Here is an 11,650-nt window from a genome sequence, read left to right as displayed (position 1 = left end):
ATACTCTAGTACGACTTTCTTTTTAAATTCAAAATTATATTTAGTCATAAAAATACCGACCTCCAAAAAGTTAGATTTTTTGGTCTAACTTTTTTGGAGTCGGTACAGTTTTTTAAACCTTGTCTTTTTTCATTATATCTATGTAGCCAAATTACTGATAACTAGTAACTCTTTAGGAATTTAAAAAATCGATAGCTTTTTGATATTTTTCTTTTCTTTCTATATCTTTTTCTGTAATATTTATTAACCTCGTCAGATCTGAATTATGACGCAAATCTGCTAATCTTACCACTCGAGCAAGTTTGTTTTCTTTTACAGAATTTAAATAAATTTGGTAATCTTGTCCTTTTTTCTTTGTTATAACATCAACAGCTTTCAAAACTTCTTCAGAGAATCCATACTCACGTAAATCTTCTAAGGACAATTCCGTATCTTCAATAACATCATGAAGATACGCTACCGCCTTTTCTTCATCAGAATTTACAAAACTAGCCACCTTTTCAGGATGTTTAATATAATCTTCCCCAGCTTTATCAATTTGTCCTAAATGAGCTTTCTTAGCTATTTCATAGGCTTTTCACTTTGAGATTGTTTCATATTTTTATTATATACGTTCATATTTTATTAGTCAATCTTCACTGACAAGAATCTTCAAACAACCTTCGACTACACTTAACCTATTACTAAATCCTTTATTCACTATATACTCACTAGTTCTTCTCTCAGGCTATTTTGCTTTACAAGATAGCCTGCTTATGATACTATTATGTATAACAAGATAGCGGAACTAAAGCTAAAAATTATTTCTAAAATAGTTTTATCAAGAACATCTTTTACTTAACTAATCACGACTAGATATTAAAAGAAAGAAGGCACAGAATGGAGATAAACACTTCCCAAATACTAAAAGGTACATTAAAAGCATGTATTTTACAGCTAATAAAAAATAAAGAAATGTACGGCTACGAAATAACTGAGCAACTTTCCAATTATGGGCTCGATATGGTTGCCCAAGGAACTATCTATCCTCTACTTTTAAAATTAGAAAAGGAGCATATGGTCACTAGTTACTTAAAGGAGAGTAACTCTGGACCTCCTAGAAAATATTATTCAATTACCAAAAATGGTGAAGAGTATATAAACTCATTTAAAAATGTCTGGGGAAATATAAGTACTACAATAACAAAAATTTTAGAAAATAAATAACGCCCACAGGGAGAAATTATTATGAACATAGCTGATTTAATAAAACAAAATAACGAACTTAGACCTCAACTTAATGAAAATAATAAGAAATATTATGAAGAGCTTTTAGTCGCTTGTCGAATGAAAAATACTACAAAAAAAGAATCAGAACTAGAAATTCAATTGCTAGAAATATTACAAGATTTGATTCTATATCAAAAACAAGGAAAAAACTTTGCCGATGTTTTTGGAAATGATATAAACAAATTATCTTCATCAATAATCGCTGAACTTCCGAAGGAAAACAAAATGAAAATATTTAGATTTTCTCTAGTTTATCTTTTAATTTTAATTATTAGTTCTTTGGCTCCTTCTATATTTACTAAAACTATCGAGCCAATTACAACAATGTTCTCTATACTATTATTAGCTATAGGATCATTAATTTGCTTATATCTATTAATTTATAAAAAAACAGAGAAAAATAAATGGTTTATATATATTTCATCATTAATTATATTTGAGATTTCTTTTATTCTAATACCTATTCTAAATAAATTAAAGCTACTTCCAGAGTATCTTTCTCTAGAAGTAACAGTATCAAGTAACATCTTATACTTATTTGGAATTTTTAGTGCACTTTCTTATATATACATTTTTTTAACCTTCAAAAAATACTATTCTAAAAAGATATAGTAAACTAGCTCGACTATTCTATTTGTCGAGCTAATTTTTATAAAAGTTCACCATAGAGAAATAATTTTAATTTAAAAATAACATTTTTTCTATTGAATAATTTTTTTAAACCTGTTATAATGGTAAAACATTATTTTAGGAGAGAAGCCATGAATAACTCAATTTTCGATAAATTAAAACATGCTGAACAGGGCGCTAAACTTAGTATTTTATCATATTTGCTACTTACAGTATTAAAACTTAGCGCTGGTATATTCTTTAAATCTTCAGCTCTTGTTGCCGATGGTATTAACAATGCTACCGATGTGATTTCATCAGTTTGTGTTCTTATCGGTTTGAAGATTTCCAGAAAACCAGCAGATGAAGACCACCTTTATGGTCACTTTAGAGCCGAGCTTATATCTACATTAATAGCTTCATTTATTATGCTATACGCTGGAATTGAAGTAGTAATGTACGCAATTAAAAAAATTATCTCAGGAACGATTGAACAACCTAGCATACTGTCAGCAATTGTAGCATTTATAGCAAGTCTAATTATGCTTGGTGTATATTTCTATAATATTCGTCTTGCTAAAAAAATTGGCAGCAAGTCACTAAAAGCTGCCGCACTTGACAATCTAAGCGATGCATTTGTTTCTATCGCTACACTGATAGGGATTATTTCTACATATATAGGTATTCCAATAGCTGATTCAGTAGTCGCAATTATAGTTGGATTACTTATTATTTACACATCAATTAGCATCTTCAAAGAATCTACACACGTTCTTACCGATGGTGTAGATTCTGAAGTGATAGACAAGGTTAATGATATTGTAACTGACATCAACGGTGTAACTTCTATAGTCGATACGAAAGGTAGAACTCATGGCTTATTATACTTTATCGATATTACAGTTACCGTTGATCCTTCTTTAAATGTTAAACAAAGTCACGATATTACGGTTAATATTGAAAAAGCACTCTCTAAAGAATTCTATTATTGTGAAACTTTAGTACACTTAGAACCACATGGCATTCCATGTCACACATATTAAATATATTTTGATGAAATTATACACCTTATAACAACCGTTATTTACTGTATAATTTCATCTTTTTTATTGTTCGTACGTTTGACAAAAACTAATACTAAAAGTATAATTATTGTACATATAAAAGTATTTTTAGTCTTAGTTATTTTTTAATTAAATAGCTTAAAATAATACTTAAATAAAATTGGAGTTTTTAAATTTATGACACACGCAAAAGCAATATTCTTCGGTGAACATGCCGTCGTTTATGGATATAAAGGAATAACTATTCCCCTTCCGCAGATGAACGTCAAAGTTACATTAGAAGACACAGAGACAATTCAACAACGTGATGAAATTTTAAGTTTTATCGCTGGTACATGTGAAATTGATAAAAAAACAAAAATTAATATAACTAGCACTATTCCAGTTGGACGAGGGCTAGGATCTTCTGCTGCTCTAAGTATCGCTATTGCACGTGCTAAAAAACTCCCAAATGTAAGAGAAATCGCAAATAAATGCGAAAAATTTATTCACGGTAATCCTAGTGGTATAGATGTTAATCAAGTACTTAGTGATACTCCCCTTTTATTTTCTAAAAAAGAAGGAGCTAGTGAATTAGATTTTGACTTAAATAGTTATTTACTAATTATCGATACAGGAGTTGTTGGAATTACTAAAGAAACTCTAAAGCATATAGCGGATAATTATGATAAATATGAAAATTATATTGCTGAATTAGGCGAAATTACCGATTTAGTAATTAAACCATTAAAAAATAAAGACATCGATCTTGTCGGACATTATATGTACAAAGCTCACGACTTATTACAAAAGCTTGGAGTAAGTCACGCTAGCAACGATGAGGTTGTGGAAATTTGTAAAAATAATAATGCAGTCGGTGCTAAACTAACTGGTGGTGGCGCTGGTGGATGTTGCATTAGTCTTAGCAAAACAAAAGAAAATGCATTAGAAATTCAAAATGCATTAAAAGAGAAAGGATATTCATCATGGATAGTTACAGTTTAGGTTATGCTAATATTGCCCTAGTAAAGTACTGGGGGAAAAAATCTAAAGATCCTGTCTTACCTTATAATCCTAATATTTCTTTAAGATTAGACAATCTTTTATCAAAAACAAAAATCGAGAAAAATGATAATAATATTGATGAATTTTATATCAATGACGAAAAACAAAGTCAAGAAGAAGTAGATAAAATGATTAAGTTCATCTCTAAATTCACACCAACTAATCGTGAAGCTATAACTATAAGAAGTTATAATACTGTACCAACTGCTGCAGGGCTTTCTTCAAGTTCTAGTGGCACTATGGCTTTAGTTCTTGCTTGTAATAAATATTTTAAATTAAACAAAACTACTAAAGAATTAGTTGAAATAGCTAAAGAAGGATCTGGTTCTTCTTGTCGAAGTTTTTATAAACTTGCTGCATGGCTTGAAGATGGAAGTGTTGAAGAATTGGAGTGCTCTTTAGATTTTGGAATGATGGTTCTTGTAGTTAACGAGGATAGAAAGAAAATTTCTAGCCGTGTCGCTATGGAACGCTGTGTTCAAACATCAACAACATTCGATGCTTGGGTTGAAAAAGCTAAAGGTGATTTTGTATTAATGAAAGAAGCTTTAAAAAATGCTGATTTCGAAAAAATTGGCGAAATTACAGAAAGTAATGCTTTAGCTATGCATGGTACTACTTCTACATCTACTCCTAGCTTCTCATTCTTAACAGAAGAGAGTCACATGGCGATGGATATTGTAAAAGAACTACGTTCTAAAGGTTATAAATGTTACTTCACAATGGATGCTGGTCCGAATGTGAAAGTACTTTACTTAAGGGAAGACCAAGACAAATTATATGAGGAAATTTCAAAATTATGGAAGAAAAAAATCATTTTGTGCATGGAGTAGCCTACGGTAAACTCTATCTCGCTGGAGAATATGCGATTTTAGAGGATTACGCTTCTGCACTAATAACAAGTGTTCCTAAAAAAATTACAGTATTTGTAGAAAAAAGTGATAAAACTACTATCTTCGATACTATCAATAAAACCAAAGTTGGATTATTAGAAGAAAATAGTAACTTCACTCTTGTTCAACAATTTATTCTATTTTTAACAGAATATACAAATTGTAATAAAACATTTTCTCTTACTATTTATAATGAACTTCACAATGACGATAAAAAATACGGTTTAGGTTCTTCTGGTGCCGTACTTGTGGCTATAGCTCGCGCTATATTATCATTTGAAAATGTAGCTTATAACGATTTAACTATTTTTAAACTAGTCGCCCTATTCAATATCAAACACAGTCTAAGTGGATCTATGGGTGACGTTGCTGCGAGCATTAATGATGGTATTACATATTACGAAAAATTTAACGCTGACTTCGTTAATAATATGATTCATCAAGACAAATCTGTTAAAGAAATAATAAACTCAAATTGGGATGGTCTTCGTATCGAAAAAGTTCATCCAAAAGCTGATTTAAGCATACTAGCACGTTGGACTGGTGAAGCTGTAGATACGAAAGAGCACGTAAAACTTTGGAAAAAACATAAAGACAACTACAAAGAAGAATTTAGAATTTTTGTTGAAACTTCTAATACGCTAGTAAAAACTTTAAAAGAGAATTTAGAAGAAACAGATGCTACGTCTGCTTTAAGCACTATACGAAAACTTAGAGAAAACCTACTTTATTTAGAAAGTTTCTCTAAGATACCAATGGAAACAAAAGCAATGAAAAACTATATTGAAAGTCATTCGGCTGGTAAGCAAAGTGGTTCAGGCAGTGGTGACATTGTATTAGGATTCGAGAAAAATAACGATAAGTATCAGCTACAACTGAATTTAGAAAAATTATAATATATTACGAAAGGATTAATTATGAGAAAAAAAGATCACATTAGATTGGCGCTTGCTGATAAAACAAAAGTAACTAGCTTAGACTCATACGCAATAGATTACAACAGTATCCCCCTTTTCGGATTAGATGATGTTGATACTTCTACATCAGTTTGTGGTGACCCTTGGGAATTTCCATTCTTCATCAATGCTATTACAGCTGGTGGTGAAGATTGTAATAAGATTAATCAAGACTTTATGGAAATTAGTGAAAAATGTGGAATTAAATTTTTCCCAGGATCATACTCTCCTGCTCTTAAGAGTAAAGAAGATGAAGAAGCTTATCCAAAAGGATATTCAGTAAACTTAGGCTTAGATAAAGATTCAAAACTTGTTTTAAAAGCAATCGAAAAATCACAAGCAAAATATATTCAACTTCATACTAATCCTCTTCAAGAAATCGTTATGCCAGAAGGAGATCATAATTTCGAAAGTTGGTACGCTAATCTAAAAGAAGTTAGCTCTAAATCTCCTATTCCTGTAATCTTAAAGGAAACAGGTTTTGGTATGAACGAAGCTACCATTAAACTAGCCATCGACTTAAATATCCCCGCTGTAGACATCAGTGGAATGGGTGGAACAAACTTTGCAAGAATCGAAAATGGACGAAGAACCGATAAATCAACTTACCTAGAAGCTATTGGTTACACTACAGCAGAAAGCCTAGAGATAGCCTACTCTTATAAAGATAAAATTGATATAATCGCAAGCGGTGGTATACGAAATCCACTTGATGTTGTGAAATGTCTAGCTTTAGGTGCTAAAGCGGTTGGTGTTTCTAAAATATTTTTAGAAATTCTTTTAAGCGAAGGAAAAGATGCTTTAATTCAAGAAATTGAAAAATGGAAAAAAGAAATTAAGTTCTTAATGATATTAATGAATGCTAAAACAATTGCTGAATTAGATAAAAAAATAAGAAAAGTAGAATTTTAAAAAAGAAGATTCCAGCCGTTTGGGTTGGAATCTTCTTTTTATTTATACTATATTTCTTTGGGACTGACCTAAAAGACCTAAATTTTAACAAAGTGTATATGATAATTCATAGACGCAGTGGTTTATTGATATCTAAATTCGCTTTATAAAAGCTTTTTAGATATCTAATAAACTTTGCGGGGGTGACTCGACAAAATCGATTTCTATGAAATCACGATTTTTGAGTCACTCCCTCTTCTTCTAATGCTGATAATCTTTTTATTGCTTTATTTAAATCATCTTCTAAACCATTAATTTTAGATTTATTCTTTTGATTTTCCGCAATTAAATACCAACATGAGATTAATAACATAACATTTAAACAAATTATTGCAAACATACTATTCTCCTAATGTTTATAATTAAAATTAGAATAACACAATTTCTCTTTTTTAACAAGAGATGCTCTATTCATTAATAATAGATATAAAAAAACCTCATCTTACGATGAGGTCATTATTTCTAAATAAATCTAAAAGAGGGAAAATTTTTAGATTTTATTAATAAATTGCGTGTTAATTACCAATTATTAATATTTACGTTTTCTAGCCGCTTCAGATTTTTTCTTACGACGAACACTTGGTTTTTCATAAAACTCACGTTTACGAACTTCTTGGATAGTTCCGTTTTTAGAAACAGCACGTTTGAAACGACGTAGTGCATCTTCTAGTGATTCATTTTTACGAACTACAGTTTTTGACATTGGATTTCCCTCCCTCCGATACTACAAAATCTTAATTTAATACTTAATTAAATGTTTAAGATATAAAATAAATACAAACATTCAATCAATAAGACTGCTTTTAAGCAATCTACTTACATATTGTATTATATTCTTACGTACTTGTCAACCTTTAATAGCAATTTATTAACATATTTCTGAAAAAATAATCTTTTCATTAATACACTAACTACATTATTTTTCTGATAACCAGTTTTTAAACTCTTCAATAAAATTAGCATATCCTTCTTTATTCTTGTGACTTGGCACTTGAGCTAAGAACACTTGATTTGGCAACTTTGTTTGACCTTTTTTAGTTATAAGAATAATAGCTTTTTGTTGAGAAGCATTTTTGAACATCTCATCAGGTAAAGTAATTACCGCATTTAGATTAATATCTTCTTCTAAGAATTTCTTGAAATTGTCTTCAAGCTCAAGGACTTTCTTAGGTACTACTAATACCCCTACCCCATTATCATTCAAGTAATTAGCCGCTTGCTCGATGAATAGTAAAGCATTTAAACTGTATCCTTCTGCACTACAAAGTTTATAGTTTAGGCTGTTATCCTCATCTGCATAATAGCCAAAAGGTACATCACTGATAATTACATCTTGTTTCTTAATATTTAAAGGTTTAAGAGCATCTTGATTAATAATTTCAACATTAGTTTCTAATAAATTGAAAATATTTTGTTGTAATCTTGCGTAGTTATTATCAACATCAACAGAAGTTAGTTCATATTCACCTTTTGATAAAGCTGATAGATTAATTAAAAAGTTTCCACTTCCACTAGCAAAATCAGCTACAGAAATCTTCTCGTTATTGTATAAACACTCTAAAATATGAGATACATACATAGTTATAACTTCTGGTGTAATGTCATAACTAGGATTATTCAACTCTTTAAGAGCTTTTAATAGTAAAAATTGATAAGCTTTTTTAATATCCTCTTTAGAAAAATTGTCGACAATATCAAAATAATCCTCATCATTCTCCAAAGTTAAGTAATTCACTAAAGAGTCAAAATATAACCCTTCACCTTTGTTCTCTTCTACCTGTTTATCTATCTTAAAAAATAATTTTTCTAAATCTGACATGGTTCCTCCTTATTCATTTTCAATAATATTTTTTAATACTGGCTCTAACTTCGAAATTATTCCAGTTACTAACGCATTCCCCATCATAAAATATCTTCGACGCATAGGCATCGTGTTAGTCCAATTAGGTGGGAACATTTGTATCATCTCACACTCTACTTCCGTCAAAATTCGATATTTTTTATTAGTTTTATCAAATACTATGTGAGACGAACGATTGATAGTTCCCTCACTTGTCAGCATTGTTCTAGCAGGTTCTTTAATATTTTCTGGAAAACTCATTGCTCCTTCACTATAAATATATTTATGCCCAGTTTTTGATTCACGCTCTATTCTTTTAGATCCTTTTAGATATTTCCATTTATCTAATTTATCTTCTTCTGCAAAGTATTTGCTTAAGTCTTCATCATTATATTTTTCTGCATTTTTTAATAACTTCTCTAGCGAATAAATTTCAGATTTTCTTGGAGTTACATCTCTATGAATAATCTTTCCATCTATCATCATTCCAGTATCTAAAAACTTCCCATCTTTATAGTTTTCTGTTACATCTAATGCATCAGAATAAGTATTAATATCTGTATTGAATATAATATCTAATTCACTTTCTGTTGGGAAAACTTTTTCAAAAATACTGTTTTCAAGGTTTTGTTCGTTTTTTATACTCTTAGAATACTTTGTATTTTTTTTAGAAGCAAAAATAAATACTCTTCTACGTTTCTGTGGCATTCCATAATCACCAGCATTTATTACTCTCCATTGTACATAATACCCTAATTCATCAAACGTCTTTAACATAATTGCAAAGTCACGTCCTCTTTGAGATGCTGGAGATTTTAATAATCTATCAACATTCTCAAGAAGTACAAATGGAGTATTTTTTTCTACTAATACATCTCTAATATCCCAAAAGAGTACACCTTTTTTTCCAGCTATTCCCTTTTCTCCACTTAATGAACGTGCAACTGAGTAGTCTTGGCAAGGAAATCCTCCAACCAATAAAGTATGATTTGGAATTTTTTTCTTATCAACTAAATTAATATCTTCATTAGAACAATCGTCCTCTCCAAATCTTGTTGTGTAGCATTCAAAAGCATGTTGCGCTTTTGTCGAAGGTTCAAACTGATTCGCCCAAACAAAATTCCATCCACCTTTTTCTATAGCTTTTCCACTTTTTTTATCAAATTCGCTTATTTGATTTAATCCAACTCTGAATCCACCAACTCCAGCGAATAATTCTACAACATCTAAATTCATGTTATTCTCCTTCAATTATGTCCTGAATATTCTTTAAAACATATGTTTTATTTAGCCAAAAACATTGTTTTGTCATCTTATCTCCATTTGGCAACTCATCCATATCACTATCTGTACCATTACCATATTTTATTCCATTTATTACATATGCTGATCTTTGAGCATGTGGTCTCAAATGAAATATTTGTGTTTCTTTTGATTTTAATAAGTTGTTACCTATCCTATTATCTTTTATTTCAAATTCTATCCCATTTATAAATTGAGATTGATACTTTTCCCATTCATGCTTTCCAATACCTTCTAAATCTGATATCGGCATATTCCAAAATTTAGAACCTATTAACTCATATTCTCCTGTCATATTTTCTTTAAATACAACAAATAGAAATCTTTTTTCATAGAAATAATTATATAACTCTGAACTATCAAAGATTTCTTGAACAAAATCTAAAATTTTAAATTTTGGAAATGACATACTCTCTCTAGGATTACCTTTTTTATCTATCCTTATTGTTTTTATTCCTATATTAGCTTTTTCAAATTCTTCAACATTATCTGTTTTAACACCAAGCATTCTTGATATCAAACTACTGTTTGCTTGTTTAGAATTTTTATTGATTTCAAATTGAGAATATAGTTCTTCTTCTGTTTTTCCTTTATATTCATTAATCTTGTTTAATACTACATTATCAAAAGTTTCTTCTTTCAATTCTGTATTTTTCAAAATAGAATCATATGTATTAATTTGTCCGACAACATAGTGATTAATCACATATGACATATATGATTGTTTTAATGAATATGCTCTTCTTTTTGCAGGAATTTCGCTATAATATTGCTTTTGTTCGCTTTTTTGGGCTGTTGCTCCTTTAGTACATGCACCCAAATATTTTGTATCACCTTCAGATAGTTCATGTGCTCTACCTTGTTGAATCTTAGTAATAATTGTAGAATAATCCTCTTTAATTATTATTAAATCATCTCTACAGCTCTCTGATAAAATAGAAAATAGTTTTACATACTCTATACTATACTCTGTTCTTAAAATATCTTTTTCTCTTAAATACAAAATTAACAACATTAATCTCATTTTTTCTAGTACATGAGATTTTTCAAATACAGGTTCAACAGGTCTATCATTAGGTATCATAGTAATAACTAATCTTTCTCCTGCTCTTAAACTACCATCTTTCTTTTTCTCTATAGGTGTTACCTTTAATTCCGTACCGGCTTCTAAAAAATCAGGATTAGAATCACTATTTGGCTTGTAATAAAAATAATATTCTTCTAACAGATTTCCTAAACTTCCCTTTCCTCTAGGATTATTAAAATATGCTATTTTATCTCGAAGTTCATTCTTTTCTGAATAACCAATACCACTTTCTCTTATCTCACTATTTGAATAATAGTCTTTTAGTACTTCAAAAAACTTTTTCCCTTCTAATTTTTTAGCATATTTTTCTATAGCCAATGGATTATTTTTATCATAAGGTAAATTCACAATAATACAGCTCCTAATCAAATAATAATTATTATACCATAATTTTTACAGCAATATGCCAATAATCATTTAATTTATCTATTTTTCTTTATCGAAAAAACCATTTAATAAATTTATATCATCATTCTCATAATATTCTTGATATAATTTATCCAAAACTAATTCATCTTTTATATTTTTCTCTATGTAAATCATAGCCTTAATATATTCTTTATAATTCGATTCTGATATTCTTTCAATAACTTTTACTATTTCTAAATATCCCATAATAATTCTTCCTCTAATTT

14 protein-coding genes are annotated in these 11,650 nt (G+C 29.4%); 7 read left to right on the top strand and 7 right to left on the bottom strand.

Annotated elements, in window-relative coordinates; genetic code table 11:
• Positions 1–172 precede the first annotated feature (172 nt).
• Positions 173–565, bottom strand: coding sequence for a GTP pyrophosphokinase (locus ACO6OL_RS01735; RefSeq protein WP_485501922.1), 393 nt, complete (start codon positions 563–565; stop codon positions 173–175).
• 314 nt (positions 566–879) lie between these two features.
• Here ACO6OL_RS01735 and ACO6OL_RS01730 point away from each other — a divergent pair, with 314 nt between their 5' ends.
• The 7 genes from ACO6OL_RS01730 to fni all read left to right on the top strand — a co-directional run bounded on the left by ACO6OL_RS01730 (position 880) and on the right by fni (position 6,747).
• Positions 880–1,206, top strand: a complete 327-nt coding sequence (locus tag ACO6OL_RS01730; RefSeq protein ID WP_485501917.1) for a PadR family transcriptional regulator — start codon at positions 880–882, stop codon at positions 1,204–1,206.
• A gap of 21 nt (positions 1,207–1,227) precedes the next feature.
• Complete coding sequence (locus ACO6OL_RS01725) at positions 1,228–1,881, top strand: hypothetical protein (protein ID WP_485501916.1); 654 nt, start codon at positions 1,228–1,230, stop codon at positions 1,879–1,881.
• Between the two features lie 149 nt (positions 1,882–2,030).
• On the top strand, positions 2,031–2,921 hold the full coding sequence (locus ACO6OL_RS01720; RefSeq protein WP_485501915.1) for a cation diffusion facilitator family transporter: 891 nt from the start codon (positions 2,031–2,033) through the stop codon (positions 2,919–2,921).
• Positions 2,922–3,119: 198 nt separating this feature from the next.
• Complete coding sequence (locus ACO6OL_RS01715; protein ID WP_485501914.1) at positions 3,120–3,926, top strand: mevalonate kinase family protein; 807 nt, start codon at positions 3,120–3,122, stop codon at positions 3,924–3,926.
• On the top strand, positions 3,908–4,819 hold the full coding sequence (gene mvaD / locus ACO6OL_RS01710) for a diphosphomevalonate decarboxylase (protein WP_314161088.1): 912 nt from the start codon (positions 3,908–3,910) through the stop codon (positions 4,817–4,819). Before ACO6OL_RS01715 ends, mvaD begins: the two co-directional genes overlap by 19 nt.
• Positions 4,786–5,775, top strand: coding sequence for a mevalonate kinase family protein (locus ACO6OL_RS01705; protein ID WP_314161089.1), 990 nt, complete (start codon positions 4,786–4,788; stop codon positions 5,773–5,775). Before mvaD ends, ACO6OL_RS01705 begins: the two co-directional genes overlap by 34 nt.
• 21 nt (positions 5,776–5,796) lie before the next feature.
• Positions 5,797–6,747, top strand: a complete 951-nt coding sequence (fni, locus tag ACO6OL_RS01700) for a type 2 isopentenyl-diphosphate Delta-isomerase (RefSeq protein ID WP_314161090.1) — start codon at positions 5,797–5,799, stop codon at positions 6,745–6,747.
• 211 nt (positions 6,748–6,958) lie between these two features.
• Here fni and ACO6OL_RS01695 read toward each other — a convergent pair whose 3' ends face one another.
• The 6 genes from ACO6OL_RS01695 to ACO6OL_RS01670 all read right to left on the bottom strand — a co-directional run bounded on the left by ACO6OL_RS01695 (position 6,959) and on the right by ACO6OL_RS01670 (position 11,630).
• On the bottom strand, positions 6,959–7,126 hold the full coding sequence (locus tag ACO6OL_RS01695) for a cytochrome C biogenesis protein (protein ID WP_314161091.1): 168 nt from the start codon (positions 7,124–7,126) through the stop codon (positions 6,959–6,961).
• A 189-nt stretch (positions 7,127–7,315) separates the two neighbouring features.
• Positions 7,316–7,489 carry a 30S ribosomal protein S21 gene (gene rpsU / locus ACO6OL_RS01690; RefSeq protein WP_003147339.1) on the bottom strand — a complete coding sequence of 58 codons (174 nt, stop codon included), beginning with the start codon at positions 7,487–7,489 and terminating at the stop codon, positions 7,316–7,318.
• A 213-nt stretch (positions 7,490–7,702) separates the two neighbouring features.
• Positions 7,703–8,605 (bottom strand): class I SAM-dependent methyltransferase, encoded by a 903-nt coding sequence (locus tag ACO6OL_RS01685; RefSeq protein ID WP_485501913.1) that lies wholly within the window; start codon positions 8,603–8,605, stop codon positions 7,703–7,705.
• Between the two features lie 9 nt (positions 8,606–8,614).
• Entirely contained in the window at positions 8,615–9,862 is a 1,248-nt protein-coding gene (gene dcm, locus ACO6OL_RS01680) for a DNA (cytosine-5-)-methyltransferase (RefSeq protein ID WP_314160565.1), read from the bottom strand.
• Position 9,863: 1 nt separating this feature from the next.
• Positions 9,864–11,363: a Sau3AI family type II restriction endonuclease gene (locus tag ACO6OL_RS01675; RefSeq protein ID WP_314160566.1), complete on the bottom strand. Its 1,500-nt coding sequence runs from the start codon at positions 11,361–11,363 to the stop codon at positions 9,864–9,866.
• Positions 11,364–11,441: 78 nt separating this feature from the next.
• Positions 11,442–11,630: a hypothetical protein gene (locus ACO6OL_RS01670; protein WP_314160567.1), complete on the bottom strand. Its 189-nt coding sequence runs from the start codon at positions 11,628–11,630 to the stop codon at positions 11,442–11,444.
• Between the last annotated feature and the right edge of the window lie 20 nt (positions 11,631–11,650).

The organism is Gemella sp. (assembly GCF_057272915.1).
The sequence above is the reverse complement of the archived record's forward strand: the minus strand, read 5'-3'. Positions and strand labels throughout refer to the sequence as shown.